The 18,201-nt window shown below is 62.7% G+C and carries 8 protein-coding genes; 5 read left to right on the forward strand and 3 right to left on the reverse strand.

The window, feature by feature from the left end; genetic code table 11:
* The first annotated feature begins 110 nt into the window (after window positions 1-110).
* On the forward strand, window positions 111-1,928 hold the full coding sequence (gene glmS / locus QEN71_RS30835; RefSeq protein WP_201646942.1) for a glutamine--fructose-6-phosphate transaminase (isomerizing): 1,818 nt from the start codon (window positions 111-113) through the stop codon (window positions 1,926-1,928).
* 53 nt (window positions 1,929-1,981) lie between these two features.
* On the opposite strand, the gene QEN71_RS30840 is transcribed toward glmS, so the two are convergent.
* The 3 genes from QEN71_RS30840 to QEN71_RS30850 form a co-directional block, all read right to left on the reverse strand.
* Window positions 1,982-3,049: a helix-turn-helix transcriptional regulator gene (locus tag QEN71_RS30840; RefSeq protein WP_290468269.1), complete on the reverse strand. Its 1,068-nt coding sequence runs from the start codon at window positions 3,047-3,049 to the stop codon at window positions 1,982-1,984.
* A 690-nt stretch (window positions 3,050-3,739) separates the two neighbouring features.
* Entirely contained in the window at window positions 3,740-4,714 is a 975-nt protein-coding gene (locus QEN71_RS30845; RefSeq protein WP_201646943.1) for a hypothetical protein, read from the reverse strand.
* 101 nt (window positions 4,715-4,815) lie between these two features.
* Window positions 4,816-5,877, reverse strand: a complete 1,062-nt coding sequence (locus tag QEN71_RS30850; protein ID WP_201646944.1) for a methyltransferase — start codon at window positions 5,875-5,877, stop codon at window positions 4,816-4,818.
* A gap of 382 nt (window positions 5,878-6,259) precedes the next feature.
* Between QEN71_RS30850 and QEN71_RS30855 the strand changes: the two genes are divergently transcribed.
* From QEN71_RS30855 to QEN71_RS30870, 4 genes are all read left to right on the forward strand, one after another.
* The gene (locus tag QEN71_RS30855) at window positions 6,260-7,819 is read left to right on the forward strand and encodes a multicopper oxidase family protein (RefSeq protein WP_201646945.1); all 1,560 of its coding nucleotides are present in this window, start codon (window positions 6,260-6,262) and stop codon (window positions 7,817-7,819) included.
* A gap of 85 nt (window positions 7,820-7,904) precedes the next feature.
* Window positions 7,905-9,482: a multicopper oxidase family protein gene (locus QEN71_RS30860; protein WP_233471659.1), complete on the forward strand. Its 1,578-nt coding sequence runs from the start codon at window positions 7,905-7,907 to the stop codon at window positions 9,480-9,482.
* A gap of 19 nt (window positions 9,483-9,501) precedes the next feature.
* On the forward strand, window positions 9,502-17,673 hold the full coding sequence (locus QEN71_RS30865; RefSeq protein WP_201646947.1) for an Ig-like domain-containing protein: 8,172 nt from the start codon (window positions 9,502-9,504) through the stop codon (window positions 17,671-17,673).
* On the forward strand, window positions 17,670-18,167 hold the full coding sequence (locus QEN71_RS30870; protein WP_201646948.1) for a hypothetical protein: 498 nt from the start codon (window positions 17,670-17,672) through the stop codon (window positions 18,165-18,167). Before QEN71_RS30865 ends, QEN71_RS30870 begins: the two co-directional genes overlap by 4 nt.
* Window positions 18,168-18,201 lie beyond the last annotated feature (34 nt).

An 18,201-nucleotide genomic window follows, 5' to 3' on the forward strand; every position in this document is an offset into this window, starting at 1 on the left:
GCGTGCTCAATCGGCAATGGAACATTTGAACCATTGCTTGCGATGTACGCAGCGCCTATCACTTCTACATCGTCGTTGAAACGTGCTGCCGTTTGAGTCGGGGGTGGATCATGTGCGGAATCGTAGGAGCCGTGTCGCAGCGGAATGTTGTACCGATGCTGATCGAGGGACTACGCCGGCTGGAGTACCGAGGCTATGACTCGTGTGGTATAGCGGTTCACCGGACGGGCAAGCCAAGACGTGCGCGATGTACCGCGCGCGTCAATTCGCTCGCGAGAACGATTTCAGATATTCATCTGGAAGGGTCGCTTGGTATTGCGCATACGCGTTGGGCGACGCACGGAGCGCCTGCAACGATGAACGCGCATCCGATCTTTTCGCGGGATCTGATCGCGATCGTCCACAACGGAATCATCGAGAACCACGAATCGCTCAAGGCGATGTTGTTGGGCCAAGGCTACGAATTTCAGACGGAGACGGATACGGAGGTCATCGCGCATCTCGTGCACTCGTTCTATGACGGCGATCTGCTCGCCGCAGTGATGCGCTCGACTCACATGTTTCGCGGCACGTATGCGATCGCGGCGTTCAGCAATAGCGAACCGGGCCGCATGGTCGGGGCGAGGGAAGGCTCGCCGTTGGTGGCGGGGCTAGGTGAGACGGAGACATTTCTCGCGTCGGATGCGCTGGCGTTGGCGGGTTACACGAATCGCTTCGTCTTTCTCGAGGATGGCGACGTCGTCGACTTGAGGCCGGGTCATGTGACCGTATTTGATCAGAACCGGCGCAACGTGGAGCGACCGAACCGGCTGATCGAGCAATCGCTTGAAGACACGTCTCTCGGATCGTTTTCTCACTACATGCAGAAAGAGATCTTCGAGCAGCCGCTTGCGATCACCAATACTTTGAGCAATATCACATCGCTTGATCCTTCTATTTTCGAGGACGCCAACCGTTCGACCTTCGAGAAAGTCGAGAAAGTTCTTCTGCTGGGATGTGGGACGAGCCACCATGCGGGGCTGGTCGCGCGTCAGTGGTTTGAGAGTATCGCGAGAGTACCGGCTCAGGCCGAGATTGCCAGCGAATTCCGCTATCGTGAACAGTGCCACGATCCGCGAACACTTGTCGTGCCGGTGTCACAGTCCGGCGAGACGGCTGACACGCTCGCGGCATTGAAGTACGCGCAGACGATGGGCCTCGACAATACGCTTGCAATCGGCAACGTCGCGAACAGTGCGATGATGCGGGCGGCGCGAAGCCGCTTTCAGACGAGGGCGGGCGTTGAAATAGGCGTGGCTTCGTCGAAGGCATTCACGACGCAGCTGGTTGCGCTGTTCCTTCTCGCGGCGACATTGGGGCGAGTGCGCGGCACGTTGTCGTCACAGCAGGAGACGAGCTATCTGCAGCAATTGCACAAATTGCCGATAGCGTGTCGTGCAGTGCTCGCGCAGGAACCGCAAGTGATCGCGTGGGCAAACGAGATCAGTGCGCACGACAACGCCTTCTATCTGGGCCGCGGCATACATTTTCCAATCGCAATGGAAGGCGCACTGAAGCTCAAGGAAATTGCCTATATCCATGCCGAAGCGTACGCCGCCGGAGAACTCAAGCATGGACCATTGGCGCTAATCACGCCCGACACGCCGGCCGTGGTCTCCGCACCGAACGACGCGCTGATCGACAAACTGAAATCGAATATGCAGGAAGTACGCGCGCGTGGCGGCAAGCTGTTCGTGCTTACCGACAGCGGAAGCGAAATTGCAAGCGGCGCAGGGATAAGAACGCTCGAAACAGGCGCGCACTTCGGACTGCTTTCTCCAATCGTCCATGTGCTGCCGATGCAATTGCTCGCTTATCACAGTGGGTGCGCGAGACATACCGACATAGACAAACCGCGCAATCTCGCCAAGTCGGTGACGGTGGAATAAAAGAGCCAAAGAACTCTGCGGATAGCGATCTATCCGCAGAGTTCTATTTCCAGCTATGGACTAATCCCCGGACCCAGCTGAGCCGCAAGTTCCGCGTTGTTGCGCACGCCCATACGCTCGTGTATCGAGACGATCTGTTTTCTGACAGTACTCGGAGAAATACCGAGTAGTCGCGCTATTTCCTTATGAGTGAGGCCGAGCGCAATGTGCTGTGCGACCTGCAATTCGCGCGCGGTCAGTGAATCGACGGCTCGTCTCGGATGCGCGCAGATACACGCGATCGGTCCGTCGCGCATGATGCGATATCTGTGAGCGTTTTCGACGAAGTACGTTTTTCCTGCAATCAATGCGAGGCGGAGCGGATCAGGAAGATGCGCGTCCACGGGCCTCGGCCATCGCGTGGCGACGTGCTGCACGAAGCGATCGTCGGCAAACAATACGATGCCGCTCGCGGTGACGATTGCACCGGCGCCTTCCTGTTCGTGCTGGACATGCAGAAAGCGCTCTAGCCTGTCGGTGGCATTTGTTCCCCAAGCCTCGCTGATGTGATCGTGCAACGTCTGCACGATCTCGCGATCGTTGTCCGTGAATGAAGACGAAGGACCATCGCGTTGCAGCGAGAGGACGAAGAACGACAGGTTCGCAAAACGAAGACCGCTTGTGACGGTAGGCGTGTCCGCACGTTCTCCGAAGCGATACCAGACAGCGATCGTATTCGCGAGATGATCGAACTCGTCGCGATCATGTGTACTCTCGTCCGGCGGGCAACTGATGCGCGGTAGCAGGATAGATTCGCTGCCTTTGACATGACTGACATCGATCGGATTGCGTTCGGAAACGCGAGGCGCTGTGAACGCTCCGAGCGTGTAAATGGTCAGGCCCGCGTCGCCCACGACTCCGGCACGCCAGTGAATACGGTCATAAGGTACGTATTCGCCAATGATCTGGAATGCGTGAGCCAGGAATTCAGTTTGAGTACTACTTTTCGACGCTTTATAGATAGACAGTATCGCGTCGCTTAGCCGTCTCATTGTCGTCTCCTCGGGTCGCGGCAGGTTTAATTCCGCAGAAGCAACACTGGACAAAAATGGGCGTGACAGTACATTGCGCTGTCGGACCAATTAAACAGTTTTCTTCGGGATCGGGACTTACGAGTGACGGCTCTTTACGCTTCTATGACGCAATGCCGTTATACGGAATTTTTTTCTTTCGTACGAGGTGACTAACAGCCTGAACTACTCAGTGTTCGAGCGGTTTACAGATTCAATCACGTCGGGTCATTTATGGGCAATACGCGCGGGAAATGAGGATGATAGGTAGTTGTTCGCATGCAATTCAGAAACAGGCCCCTTAAATTGCTACTTCGATAAGCAAGTTGTACTTCCATGCGTGCGCCCGCAGCACAATCTTACCTGGTATTACATGCGGATTGTTCGATGATCCCGCGGCTACCGTCCACACCTGTTGATATTCGCGAGTGAACGCAGATAGGGACTTTCCTTAACACCTGACAATCGTCAGGAGATAAGCGGTCTTCTCGTTCGCTCTAAAGAACTTCGTATATATGCAGTTGAATTGCGACTTTCGCTTTGCGAAACATTTGCACTTTAACGACCGTATTCAACTGGCGTCAGAAAAGGCCGTGAAAATGATAAGCAAGGTGCCTTTCCCTGCCATTCGAATACCGTTAAATGCGTCGGTTGTGTGACGACAAGTGTGGTGTGCCTGAATATCGCGCGCGTCGAAACGATGCGATGAGGAGTGCGCGTGTCCGGCGATACTGCGATCGCCGGACAGCAACCGCGATGCAGTTAGTTCGGCGCTTTCAGGTTAATCATCGTCTGACGGAGCAGCTGCCAGTAGTTGCTCTTCGCGTACGGCACCATCTGCTCGGCGTAATTCCACCAGAAGAATCCGCCGATAAAGCGCGGGTCGTTCATCGAATTGACCATCGGGTAATACGTCGTGATCAGGTTCTGCTGAACGGACGCGGGAGCCGAGACGCTCGACGTGCCGATCTCGCCGAAGCCGACCTTCGCGTTGGGGAAAATCTTCTCGAGTGCAGAGAAGTCCGCATTCCAGTTCGGCGACAGGCCCGTACAATCCTGATACGGGTAGTAGCTGAAGAGCGCGTAGTCGGTCGACTGGAGCACGTTCGCAGGAAGGAAGCTGGTCGGCCAGGTCTTCCAGTAGTCTTGCGGCTTCTCCCAGCAGTTCTTGCCTTTGCTGTCGTCGTTGTAGTAAAGCGTGATGGCCGTCTTGCCGCCCGCTCCCTTCACGATCGTGTTTGCTGCCGCAACCATCTGACCGATCTGCGATTCTTCCGAATTGACGACGGACGCGGAACCGGACGGATGCGGACGCAGCCACTCGCCGTTGATTTCATTCGCGATCTCCCAGACGTCGACCGTGCCCTTCAGCGTCGACACGAGTTCCTGGGTGCGCGCCTTGTAGCTGGTGAGATTCGTCGGGAAGTAGTACGAGTCCAGGACTTCGCCCATCACGTAGGCGACTGCGTGCAGGCGCAAGAGGGGGGCGTAGTAATCCGAGGCCGGGGTGTCGGGATCGAACACGACTCGCACGGTCGGACGGTACGGCAGGTTGCTGAGCGACGCGACGATGGCGTCGAGTTTGCTGAGGTCGTCGAGCGTCACGCCATAGACGGGCGCCTTCAGGGTTTCGACCTGGGCGTGGGCTGCGGGGGAGGACAGCACGGTGGCGGCTACGAGGGACGCGGCGGCGGCCGCGACGGGGACGGATTTTCTAAACAGGTCAATCAAAGGCATTAGTCTGATCTACGCAAAAAGCGCGATGTTACCAGTACTTTGATGCCTATTTGTCTGATGTTAGAGATCTGTCATCCGTCGGCGGCCACCCTTCGGCGTCGCTACTTGATGCCGATCGCCATCGAGTCAGGACCCACCAGCCGCTCGACACGCACGTCCCTGAAGCCCGCCTCGCGCATCCAATCGATGCACTGCGCGCCCGTGTAGTCGAAGCCGCCGCGCGTCTCGATCAGCATGTTCAGGCTCATCAACAGGCCGAACGCATTGTGCCGGCGCTCGTCGTCGATCATCGCGTCGTAGACGATCAGGCAGCCGCCATCGGGCAGCGCGTCGTGACATTTCCTCAGCAACGCGCGCTTCTGGTCGAGATCCCAGTTGTGCAGGATGTGGCCCATGACGAGCACGTCGGCGGTCGGACAGGGATCGTCGAAAAAATTGCCTGGGTGGAAGCGCAACCGCTCCTGCAAACCTTGCGACGCGACGTACTCCTCGAACACGGGCCCCACCGGCGGCAAGTCGAAGCCGCCGCCCGTCAGATGCGGATGCGCGAGCGCGATCTGCACCGGCAACGCACCCTGAGCTGCGCCGATGTCGACGAACGTACGGTAGTTTTGCCACGGAAACTGCTGCGCGATGGCGCGCGCGGCGCCGAGACTGACGCCGCTCATCGCGTGCAGGAACGTGCGCAGCCGCGCTTCGTCGCGATAGATCGCCTCGAAGACATTGCCGCCCTGCTTCGCTTCGTTCTGCGGCTCGCCGGTGCGCAACGCTTCCGTGAGCGAACCCCAGAACGGATAGAGCCGCGAGTTCGCCATTTCGAGCAACCCGCCGACATAGGCCGGCTTCGCCTGATCGAGAAAAATGTCCGCGTCGCGCGTATTGCTGTAGACGCCGTCGACGCGGTCCAGCACCTTCAGCGCAACCAGCGCGTCCAGAAAATCGAGTGCCGATCGCGGGTGCAGTTCCAGCGCCGTCGCGAGTTGCTGCGCGTCCTGCGGGCCGCGCGCGAGATGCGTGAACAATTGCAGTTCCACCGCCGAGAGCAAGGTCTTCGATGCCCAGAAGCCCATGGCCACCTGAAGAATGTGCTCGGGCGAAGGCGCCGTGTCTGCGACCTGATCGGCGCGCGGCGCCTGCTGCTCGTTGTCGGGTGTCCGTGTCATCGATGCCTCCTGTGCGAAGCGCGTTCGTCGTCGGATCGCACATGGTAGGCGTACGATTCGCTTTCAAATGTGGGCTACCGCACAGAGCGATGTGCTCCGTCCGGTGTGCAAGTCCCGATTCGATGATTCGACTGTAGTGCGCTTTCCGCTCCGGCGATGCCGCGTCGCGAAGCGAGCCATCGTCATACGAAGCCATCCACGCCGCCCGCCATCCCTCCGAAATCGGGCTGAATTCCCGAGCCGCCGCGTCCCCATGCCTTCATTGGGTCAACCCTACCGCAAGTGTAGGGAGGTGCCCCATCCCGTCGACCTGCGTCCATCGACAGAATCCAGATACGGGAAGGCGCGCCCCCGCGCTGACTGACTCCTCAGCGGAGGTCCTATGTCCAGCACCCTCGCATACCGCAACGGCGTGGCGGCGCTGTTGCTGCTGCTGTTTGCGTTGCCGTCGTTCGCTCAGTCGTTCCGGGTGCAATGTCCACCCACGACGACCTTGCACCCGAAGGCTCTGCCGGCAGGCGCGGGTGAGCCTGCCTACACGGGCCCGTCCGTCACCGGTCAGACTTCGCAGCCGACGGGCGTCACCAACGGTGCGATCAAGTGCCAGCAGATTTCGGGCGGCGACGGTTACGCGACGATGGCGGACGGCACGCAGACCTATCTGTTCGCGTTCGGCCCGTTGTCCGGTCTCTCCGATATCCGGAAGGGCTTGCCCGGCACCGAGTTCGCGTCGGTGTTCAACGTGGTCGGCACGGCCGCCGATCCGAACTACAACGGCGCAGTCGGCCTCGTGCCCGACCCGGAATCGACGCCGCCCGGACAGTTGACGGGTCACGTCGATCCGCGCCAGATCATGGACGTGGGCGTGATGAACGGCAACATGCCCGCGCCGACGATGGCCATCGACGAAGACGACGAGTTCTTCCTCACGCTGACCAACGTCGGCATGATCATGCGGCCCGACCTGTTCGAGCAGCACACGGTGCACTTCCACGGTTATCCGAATGCATCGGCGTTCTACGACGGTGTGCCCGACGCGTCGGTCGCGATCAACATCGGCGCGAGCTTCACCTATTACTATCTCGCGCCCGACGCCGGCACCTACTTCTGGCACTGCCACATCACGCCGCCGGAACACCTGCAGATGGGCATGGTCGGCCAGATTTTCGTGAGGCCGCGCCAGAACCGCGTGTCGAGCGGCACGCTCTACAACGCGTTGCTTCAGCAGCAGAAGGATCTGCGCACCGCGTGCGGCAACGACATCCTGTGTTCGACGCCGCTGCCGCAGCAAAACGGCATGATGCACGCGAAGAACAAGAGCGGCACGCCGACGCTGTATGCGTACAACGACGGCGACGGCTCGACCGCCTATGACGTCGAGTATCCCGTGCAGATTCACGGCTTCGATCCGAACTTCCACTTCGTGGGCATGACGTTCAATCCGGAGCCGTTCACCGACATGAAGGACAAGTACTTCCTTCTCAACGGCCGCAGCTATCCGGACACTGTCGCGCAAGGTCCGATGCAAACGCCTGTTGCCGACGGCTCGCAACACATGTCGCAGCCGCTGCCCGCGCTGATCAACGTGCCGGCGGGCGGCCGGGTGCTGTTGCGCATTTCGGACCTCGACACGAGTGAATTCCAGACGCTCGCTTCGCTGGGCATTCCGATGCATGTCATCGGCGTCAACGCGCGCCTGCTGCGCGATCTCGCCGGCAACGACATGACCTATCTGACCAACTCGATCACGCTGGGCGGCGGCGAGTCGATCGACGTGATTCTCGACGCGAGCGACACCTCGCGCTACACGCCGGGGTCGATCTTCTATCTGTACACGCCGAACCTCGACCACCTGTCGAACGATGCCGAGAACTTCGGCGGATTGATGACGGAAGTCCACATCTGCCACGCGGTGGACCCGAGCACGAAGTCCTGCACCTAGGAGATCAGCCGTGGGCACCCTCATCGACAACTTCCGGCGCACCGCTGCGCGCTGCGGCTCGCTGCGCCTCACGCCATTGCAGGCGTTGCTGCATGCGTCGTTCTATGCGCTGCTCGTCGCCGTGCTGATCTGCCAGCATGCGCGCGCCGCGGCGCCCGGCATCACGGGAACGAGCTTCGACCTCACCGCTCAAGCCGACCGCATCAGCCAGCCTGACGGATCGAGTGTGTATTCGTGGGGTTACGGCTGCCGCACCGCACCGGCGGGCTTTTCGCCCGCGAATGTGCCGGGCGCGAACTGTCCCGGCATGCAGGTGCCGGGACCGACGCTGATCGTCAAACAGGGCGACGTGGTCACCGTGACGTTGACGAACAACCTGCCCGAAGCGGCCGGCAATACGTCGATCCTGTTTCCGGGCTTTCAGGTCTGTGCCGCGCAGCTCAACAGCGACGGCACCTGCCCGACGGCGCTGACGGGCGTCCCCGGCCTGCTCACGCGCGAGGCGACGCACGGCAACAGCGTGACCTACAGCTTCGTCGCGGCGACGCCCGGCACGCACGCGTACTACAGCGGCACGCAAGGCGATCTGCAGGTGGAAATGGGACTGTCGGGCGCGATCATCGTGCTGCCGACTTCGGCGCCAGGCGCGGTCGCCGTGCCCGCGGGCTGCCGTGCCGTGCAGGCGTCGTTGCCCGATGGCCAGCCCGACTTCCGCAATGCCGCGGCGGCGTACAACCATCCGTCGGCATGCTACGACCGCGAGTATCTGTTCCAGTTTTCCGAAATGGATCCGCGCATTCACGCGCAAGCCGAGCAGGAAGCGAGCAAGTCGTGCACGCAGCCGACGGGCTGCATGTCGGTCGAAACCGAACCGTATCACCCGGCGTATTTCATGATCAACGGCCGCTCGATGCCCGACGACATGGATCCCAACTACGCGCAGCAGTATCCGCATCAGCCGTACAACGGCAATCCGCACATGCATCCGGGCGAACTGGTGCTGTTGCGCGTGATCGGCTCGGGACGCTGGCAGCATCCGTTCCACGAACACGGCAATCACGTGCGCGTGCTCGCACGCGACGGCAACCTGATGCTGAGCAAGACGGACGCGACGAAACTCGCCGGCCCGCTGCTCTTCACGACGACCACCACGCCGGGCCTCGCGATGGACGGCATCTTCTACTGGACGGGCAAAGGCCTGAACTGGGACGTCTACGGCCATACGGCGGGCGACGGCAGCGTCTGCATTCCCGACGCGAACGGCTACTACACGGTCAACAGCAACCCGCCCGCGCCGCCGAACGCGCCGAACTACTACGAGTGGTGCGCCGATCACAACAAGGCGCTCGAAGCGCATCCGTTCGGCAACGTCGGCAGCGGCGGCCCGGTGACCTTGCCCGATGCGCGCCTGTTCACGAACGGCGCGTGGTACGGCGGCAGTCCGTATCTCGGTCCCGATGCGACGGTGCGTGCGACGTCGTACACGGGCACGACGCCGCCGAGCGGCACGATCGCGAACTCGCCGACATCGGAAGCCGGGTTCGCCTACATGTGGCATTCGCACAATGAGCGCGAGATCACCACCGACAACATCTTCCCTGGCGGAATGATGATGATGATGCTCGTCGATCCGCAGGCGTTCACGATCAACGAAGGCAATTAGAGAGACGGGGAGAATCGCGATGAGATCCAGCGATTTCAAAAGAACGCTTGCCGGCCTCGTGAAGGCAGGTGTCGTGGCGTCGGTGCTGATGTCGGCGAGCGCGATAGTCTGCGCGCAGAGCGCGAGCGTGACGCTGACAGCGAAGGCCCAGACGATTGCGCTTCCCGACGGCCAGGTCGTGCCCATGTGGGGCTACACCTGCTCGGCGGCGGCCACTGCTCCCGCGACGTGCGCGGCCAGCAATTCAGGCGCGGGCGCGAACTGGTCGCCTGTGGTCATCACGACGCCGCCCGGCTCGCTGACGATCAACCTGACCAACAGTCTGCCTGCGCAGGTGCCGACGTCGCTTGTGATCGTCGGGCAGTTCGGCGGCGGTCTCGGTGCGTCGGCCACGTCGACGCCGAGTCCGGTGCACGCGACGCAAACCGCGACGACCTGGCCTATCGCCGGAACGGGCAGCGGCGCGAGCTTCACGCCGCCGACGCAAGGGCCGCGCGTGCAGTCGTTCTCGACGGAAGTGCAGACGGGCGCGACGACGGCGCTGACCTGGAACAATCTGCGCCCCGGCACGTATCTGATCGAATCGGGCACGCATCCGTCGATTCAGGGGCCGATGGGTCTGTACGGCGTGCTCGTCGTCACGACGCCGCCCGCACCCGGCACGACTCAAGGGCAGGCGTATCCCGGCGTCAACTACGATGCCGACCTGCCGCTCGTGTTGAGCGAAATCGATCCGGTGCAGAACCAGGCGGTCGCGACGGCTGTCGCCACGGCCGGCTTCAGCGAGACACGTGTGTGGTCCGGTTTGTCGGGCGGCTGCGGCGATCCCACGTCGGCGACCTACGGCACCTGCTATCCGCCTGCCGTCAACTACGATCCGCGTTACTACCTGATCAACGGCGTCGCGTTCGACCGCTCGAATGCGAACGGCTCGTCGTTCCCGATCACGGCGCCCGCCTCGACGACGACGACCACCGGCCAGATCCTGCTGCGCTTCGTGAATGCGGGCTTGCGCATGCATGTGCCGTCCGTGGTCGGCGCGCAAACGGGCCTGCCTGCAACGTCCGGCTTCTCGCTGGTCGCGGAAGACGGCAACGTGTTGCCGGGCAATCCGCGCGTGCAGAGCGCCGTGTTCCTCGCAGCGGGCAAGACCTACGATGTCCTGATGAATTCGCCCACAGCGGGCGCACTCGCGTTGCCTGTGTTCGACCGCCAACTGAGCCTGTCGACCAACAACCAGCGCGACGGCGGCATGCAGGGCTATATCAGCGTGAACGGCGGCGCGCTGCCCACTTCAGCGGCGGGCAACGCCAACGCGAAGGCGGTCCCCGATGCGTACTATCTCGTCGCGGGCAACACGCTGACTGTCTCCGATCCCGGCAAGGGTTTGATGGCCAACGACGTCGGCGTCTATGGCGTGCAGATCAAGACGCAGCCGACGGGCGGCACGCTGACGCTGAACCCCAACGGCACGTTCACCTATGTGCCGAACTCGGGCACGACATCGGACACCTTCGTCTATCAGGCGAACGGCAATCCCGCCCTGACGGCCGTCGTGACGCTTAACGCGTGCTCGGCGGGTTCGAGCTGCCTGACGGGCGCGCCCGTTGCATCGGACGATGCGTTCAGCAGCAATATCGCGTCGCAGCTGCATATCGGCGCGCCCGGCGTGCTCGGCAACGACCGCGATCCGGCAGGCTTGCCGCTGACGGCATCGATTGCGGGCGGCGCATCGGGTGGCACCGTCACACTCAATGCGGACGGTTCGTTCAACGTCACGCCATCGGCTGCGCCTGTCGGCAACGCGACTTCGACGGTCACGTTCCAGTACAAGGCCGTCAACTCGCAGAACACGGCGAGCGCACCGGCGACCGTCACCGTGACCTTCAAGGGCGGCAGCGGCCTCGTGGTCGCGGTGAAGGACGCGAAGACGGGCTCGGCGATCAACGACTACCGCTGGATCATCGAGGAAGACCGCACGTTCCAGATCGATCCCGCCTGCCAGGTCAACTCGACGACGCGGCCTTCGACCTGTCCGCCGCTGCCCGTGCCGAGCCTCGGCACGAGCTTCCACACGAGCTACATGCCCGTGGTCGCAGCGGGGTGCGTCGGCACGGTGTCGTGCGAATCGGGACAAACCGTGTTCGATCCCACGTCGAACACGCACGTGCCCGCCGTGTGCGACGTCGGCAACGGCGTGTGCCGCACGGGCGTGGCCCAGCAGACGGCCGTCGATCCGGCGCAGGTCGCGCTCGACCCGACCAAACACTACTACCTGTCGATCCTGCCAGGCGACGCCGGCAACACGTTCACGAACGGAGCAGGCGCACCGCAACCCGTCGATCCGAATAATCCGGACGGTCCGCAACGGCAGTTCGATATCGCGAAGGATTGCCCGTCCGGTCCCGGCGGCGCTGACTTCGCGCCGGGGTCGGGCACGTGCGGCCACGCGATGGGCGGCGCGCCGATCGCGCCCGCGCAGCATGCCGTCAACGTGCTGTTGCAGCAGACACCGTTGCAGACCGCGAAGATCTCCGTGTTCGTGTTCGAAGACGATGCGCCAGTGAACGGCGAAGTCGACGTGAGCGGCGGCACCGATGCCTTCGGCACGGCGCGCGAACCGGGTCTCGGCGGCTTCGAAGTCAAGCTGTTCGACGACGCGGGCGGCACGGGCGATGCCACCGGCCAGATGACCTACGACATGTTCAACATGCCGCTGTCGAATTCGCTGCAAGGCACGATCGACCCGAGCACGGGACTCGATGCCTGCCCGATCACGAAGGCCAAGGATGGACTGGTCGGCATGATTCCGACCTGCCCGAAGTTCGAGTCGGACGGCAAGACGATGTCGCCGCTCGTCGGCCAGGCGATCATCGCGAACCTGATGCCGGGCCGCTATGGTGTCGTCGCGACGCCGGCTGCGGATCGCATCGCGAAGGGCGAAGAGTGGCTGCAAACGAATACGCTCGACGGCCAGAAGGCGCACGACGCCTTCATCAAGGTGGGCGGTCCCGCCTACTTCCAGGAGTTCGGCCCGGCGGGCTTCCACGTGACGATAGGCTTTGCCAATCCGAAGATCATCAACGCGCGGCTGCCGGGCGTGTGCAAGGGCGTGGCGTGCAACAACGGCGTGACGGGCAAGATCACGAACCTGCACTACAGCCGTCCGCCTAACGAAAACCTCTACAGCAGCGGTTCGCGCGAGTCACTGAGCTTCACGCAATGTTATGTGAGCGTCGGCGATCCCGATCTCGAAGACATCGCGTTCACGCGCTGCAACGCGGACGGCACGTTCAGCATCAACGGCTTGCCGGACGGTCTGTTCCGCATCACGGTGTTCGACCAGTGGAACGACCAGATCGTCGACGGACTCGCGACGGCCGTGCAGCTGAAGGGCGGGCAGGTGCAGAACATCGGCGATCTGCCCGTGCTGCAATGGCACACGAACCTCTACACGCGCAGCTTCATGGATACGAACGGCGACGGCGTGTCGCAGGACAACGAGCCGGGTCTCGCGCTGGTGCCGACCAATATCCGCTTCCGCGACGGCAGCTATTCGAACTTCAACAACACGGACCTGAATGGCTACGCGTCGTTCAACGAAGTGTTCCCGCTCTTCAACTGGTACATCGCGGAGGCCGACACGACGCGCTACAAGCAGACGGGCGTGCACGTCGTCTATGACGCGGGCGGTCCGCCTGACGGCACGCCGGGAGGCGGAAGCTCGTCGATCGCGGCGAACTTCGCGAACACGAAGGAGTCGTCGACCGCGCATCTGCCGTCCGCACTGCGCGTGCCGGGCGCGACCTACTGCAACGACGCGGATTGCAACGACCGCACGGGCACGAATCCGTCGACGGGCCGTGTCGATCCGCCGTGGGTCACGACGATGGGCTGGCAAGGCTTTTCCGGCCAGAACTCGTTCATCGAGTTCGGCAAGGCGCCTTACGGGGCAAACGAGAACGGCGGGATTCACGGCGAAGTGATCTACGCATCGACGCGTCCGTTCGACGATCCCGCTCTGCTGATCCATACGAGCTGGACGCCTGACGTGCCGAACGTGACGGTCAACCTGTACGCGGAAGGCACGGCCGCCGACGGCACGCAAAGTCTCAAGCTCGTCGATACGACGAAGACCAGCAGCTGGGACGACTGGGCGCAGGGCTTCCGTTCGGACGGCATGCCGAACATGAACTGCCCGGGCCAGGAAACCACCGACCCGTTCTTCTTCACGCTGAAGGACAGCCCGCAGTGGCTCGACTCGCAACATCGCGCGCTGCCTGCTCACTCGCAGTTCAAGTGCTACGACGGCATGCACGCGTTCAACCAGCTGCAGCCCGCGCCGTATGACGGGATGTACCAGTTCCCGAGCGTCACGGGCCGCGATCCGTCGAAGGGCACGCCGACGGGCTCGAACTGCGCGATCTGCAGCAAGCTCGCGGACGGTTCGTACATGCTGCCGCCGGGCAAGTACGTGGTGGAAATCATCGTGCCGCCGGGCTATGAACTCGTGAAGGAGGAAGACAAGAACATCCTGATCGGCGACAACTACATTGCGCCCGTCACGCAGCAGTTCGGCGGTCTCGGCAACATCTTCATCCTGCCCGACCAGGCGGCCGTGAACGCGACGTACAACCGCAACAACGCGCAGAACCCGACGACGGATCTCGGCTCGTCACCGCGTCACGAAGGCGATACGGGGAGCGTCGAAACGTTCTGGCCGTGCGTCGGTGCGCTGCGCGTGGTGCCCGACTACATCAGCCTGTTCCCAGGCTCGCAGGAAGTCGCGCCGTTCGCGGGTGCGTCACGCCATCTGTGCGACCGCAAGGAAGTCGTGCTGACCGATCAGATGTCGGTGCTCGCGAAGTTCTGGGTGTTCAGTTCGACGCACGTGGCCGCGCATTTCACAGGCTTCATGCTCGACGACTTCTCATCGGAGTTCGACCCGTATTCGCCGCAATTCGGCGAGAAGTTCGCGGTGCCGAACGTGCCTGTTTCGCTGAAGGACTTCGCGGGCAACGAGGTGAGCCGCGTCTATTCGGATCAGTGGGGCATCTTCAACGGCATGAATTACTCGACGTGGGAAGTGAATCCGCCGAATCCGACGGGCTACGCGCCGACGATGATGGTCGCCTGCATGAACGATCCCGACATGCCCGACCCCGCGCATCCGGGGCAGACGATCCGCGATCCGCTCTTCAACCCTGCGTACAGCCAGTTCTGCTACGAGATACCGTTCATGCCCGGACAGACGCAATACATGGATACGCCTGTCGTGCCTGTGTCCGCGTTCGCGGACGGCTACAACCCGCCCGATTGCGCGTACCCCGATGCGACGCCGGCAATTTCTTCGGTGACGGGTGACTCGAGCGGCGGCGGCGCCGGTCCGTGGGTGAGCCAGGCAGGTCACACGCTGACGATCAAGGCGCTCGGCGACCAGCAGGTGCCGAACCACGCGTACGGCGGTCCCGCCGCGACGACGGCGCCGTACAACCAGAAGTTCGTCTCGCGCCACTATGGCTTCGGCACGGCGCAAGGATCGGGAACGGTGACGATCGGCGGCGTGAATGCGCACGTCAATTCGTGGTCGGATACGCAGATCAGCGTCAACGTGCCGACGCTGTCGGCGAACCAGTCGAGCTGCACGATCCAGCAACGCGGCGTCAACACGCAGACGCGTTGCGGCGAACTGGTGATCACGTCGGGCAACGGCAAGAAGTCGATCGATACCGTCACGGTGACGATCGGCGGCAAGCCGCCAACCTATGTGGGCGGCGAGAACGGCACCAGCAACGCGCTGCAGGCAGCCATCGACAAGGCCACGCCGGGCGACATGATCATCGTCGGTCCGGGCAACTACAACGAGATGCTGCTGATGTGGAAGCCGGTCCGTCTGCAAGGCGTGGGTGCGCCGTCCGTGGTCGTGAACGCGAACACGCATCCGTCGGGCAAGCTCGATCCGTGGCGCAGAGAGGTGGCGTGCCTGTTCGGTGTGTCGCTCAACGGCGGCGCGATCTCGGCGGGCAATCCGTACGATCCGTCGGGCGCGTACTCGTGCGCAGCCGCGATGCAGCGCCAGGTCGACGCAATTCCGCTCGAGCCGACTGTAGGCTGGGACAACACGCTCAACGGCAATCTCGGCGAACTGCTGATGGAGCCGACGCTGATGGGCGCGTACGAAGGCGCGGGCATCACCGTGCTCGCGAAGGGCGTGCGCGACGTGCGCGTCGGCGGGCGTCTGCAGCCCGATCCGAACTGCACGGCGAACGGAATCTGCGTGCCGCTCACGGCCAGCAATGCCGACTGCAACACGTACTCGAGCAACTTCCTGTGCAATCCGTCACGGGTAGACGGCATCACGTTCACCAACAGCTCGCAGGGCGGCGGCGGCATCTTCCTGCACGGCTGGAACCACTATACGGAGGTGTCGAACAACCGCGTGTTCGCCAACGCGGGCACGCTGACGGGCGGGATCACGGTCGGCCAGGTGGAAGTGCCCGACGGCACGATCGCCGCCGATGGCTTCACCGAGGAGCCGTTCGCCTACAACACGCATGTCAACGTGCACCACAACTCGGTGACGTCGAATGCGTCGTACGGCGACGAGATCAACTCGACGACGCCTTCGTCGGCAGCGGGCGTGACGTTCTGCTCGGGCGCGGACAACTATCACTTCAACTACAACTGGGTCTGCGGCAACATGAGCAGCGGCGACGGCGGCGGTGTCGCGCACTTCGGCTTCAGCTACAACGGCGATCTGTCGCACAACTGGATCCTGTTCAACCAGAGCAACAACCCGACGCTGCCGACATACGGCGGCGGGCTGATCGCCCAGGGCGTCCCGCCCGACGGCACGTTCTGCGAGAACAACCCCGTTGATATCGACTGCGCGCCGCAGCTCTCCGACGGCGTCGGACCTGGCCTCGTGATCGACGGCAATCTGATCGTCGGCAACACGGCGGAAAGCGGCAAGGGCGGCGGCCTGCGTCTGCAGAACATCAATGGCACGGACGTGCAGCGCAGCCCGCGCAACCGCAACCGCTGGTACGAAGTGAGCGTGGTCAACAACATCATCGCGAACAACGTGGCGGGCTGGTCGGGCGGCGGCGTGTCGGTGCAGGATGCCGTGCGGGTGAACTTCATCAACAACACGGTGATGTCGAACGATTCGACGGCGTCAGCGGGCGTGCTGTTCAACACGGCGCTTGCCGCGCAGGCCAACGTCGGTCCGCCGAACTGCACGACCGTCGGCTCGGAAACGACGTGCAGCCCGATCACCACGTCGACGATGCAGCCGTCCGGCCTCGAAACGGCGAAGCACACGCAGAACTTCCTGACGGCCTTCACCGCGGGTAACGCGGGATGTCCGAACGGGCAGGACTGCAGCCACTTCTCGTTCCCTGTGATGACGAATGACGTGTTCTGGCAGAACCGCACGTTCTATATCACCGTGGGCGGGCTGAATCCGAATATCCCGGGCTTGCAGAACATCGTCACGCTGAACCCGACGCTGAACCAGGCGGGTCATCAGACGGGCTACTGCGATCCGAAGGCGGTGTACTGGGATATCGGCGCGTATGGCGATACGAAGCCGTCGGATCACTCGTCGGGCATGCGGCTCGCACCGCAGTATTCGATCATCACGGACGCAACCGACTACCCGGGCGCGCACAACAGCGGAGCGAATCCGAACGTGGTGAGCCAGTACTGCAACGGCGCACGCGTGCCGCCCGAAGGCGGCGGGAATGGCTTCGCGGTGCCGCCCGGAATCGCGGACACCGTGCTGCCGAATCCGCTGTTCGGATTGATGCCGTCGGCGACACCGGATGAAGGCAACCAGTGGATCAACATGTCGTATGGACCGCTGTCGCTGTTCAACATGACGGTGAGTTCGGGCAGCACGGGCTACGGCGTGCCGCTCGGCAACTACTCGATCAAGACGGGCTCGCCTGCCGTCAATGCCGGCACGAATGCGGGTGCGCCGAATCACGACTTCTTCGGCACGCAGCGTCCGCAGAGCGGCAGTTACGACATCGGCGCTGTGGAGTTGCCGCGCACGGGGCTGTTCGCAGGCGGCAACCTGCCGCTCGCGCCCGGCGCGCTGCTCGATCTGCTCAATCAGGTGCTGAACAACGGAGCGGCGGGAGCGGGCGGACAGCAGGCGAACGCCGTCACGGGAGGCGTGCAATGAGACGCCTCGTCATCGCGGCGGCATGGGTCGGCTGGGCCGCCGCGCTGGCGGTCCCCGCAACGGCGCAGCAGACCCAGCAGGTGTCGGTGCAAAGCGGCAGCGCTCACACTTCTCACGCGTCGCACTACGAGCCGATGAAGCTGCCGCAGCATGCGCGCGCGTTCTACCAGTCGGTACGCGGCATCGACAGGCTGAGCGTGCGGCGCACCGCGTCGGGCAACCTGTTGCGCTTCAGCTATCGCGTGACGGATCCAGCGGCAGCGAAGCTGCTCGGCGACAAGAGCACGACGCCGTATCTGTACGGCGAAGCGAAACACGTGCTGCTCGAAGTGCCCGTGATGGACAACATCGGCCAGTTGCGGCAGACGGGCGACCTCGAAGTCGGCCAGGAATACTGGATGGTGTTTTCGAACAAGGGCGATGTGGTGAAGGCAGGAGACCGCGTCAACGTGCTGATCGGCTCGTTCCATATCGACGGACTGGTCGTTCAGTGAAGCGGTGCGCGCGGCAACATATCGAGGAGACAGA

Source organism: Paraburkholderia sabiae (assembly GCF_030412785.1).
Classification (GTDB): domain Bacteria; phylum Pseudomonadota; class Gammaproteobacteria; order Burkholderiales; family Burkholderiaceae; genus Paraburkholderia; species Paraburkholderia sabiae.